At 41.0% G+C, this 556-nt stretch carries 1 pseudogene; it reads left to right on the forward strand.

Going from position 1 to position 556, the window contains the following annotated elements:
* A pseudogene (locus HMPREF3050_RS01665) lies at positions 1-409 on the forward strand (hypothetical protein); the annotation flags it as partial.
* Between the last annotated feature and the right edge of the window lie 147 nt (positions 410-556).

Consider the following 556-nt stretch of genomic DNA (forward strand, 5'->3'; position numbering starts at 1 on the left):
CGCCGCTGACTACCTTGCCAATCTTTTTTCTGTAACAATAGTTTTAAAAGACTTTGCCAATCCGGAATGTCCGTACGGTGTCGATATATATCATGTCAATAACAAGGTAGGCGGTGTGGATGCTGTGATTGGGTATAACGGTCTGATCTTTAAAGACACTACCATCCCCGATTTAATCATTTCTACCATCAACCATAAAAACAAACCGGACAACTTGTTTAAAAACCTGTTGGACAAACATATTCAAAACATCGAAGCCTTTAAACAGAAACAGCCGCTGAATGAAGAGCTGATCAGTACACGCGCTGTGTATGATGGCATTACCTATGAAATCAATTCTTTCAAGGGCGGCAGGTCAACCAATCTGCAAATCTATCGATATAAAGACCGCAAGAAAGTCAATGGCTAACTACAAAAAAACAGCACAAAGAAAGTGAAATCATGGAGATGGTCCATAAAAGGTTGATGGTATTGGCAGGTTTGCTGGTTATGGCAGCGTGTAGCAATCAGCCGAACTTGGCTCAAGATAGAATGCAAGATGCAGAAGCCGTTAAAA

The organism is Neisseria sp. HMSC065D04 (assembly GCF_001815675.1).
Taxonomy (GTDB): Bacteria; Pseudomonadota; Gammaproteobacteria; order Burkholderiales; family Neisseriaceae; genus Neisseria.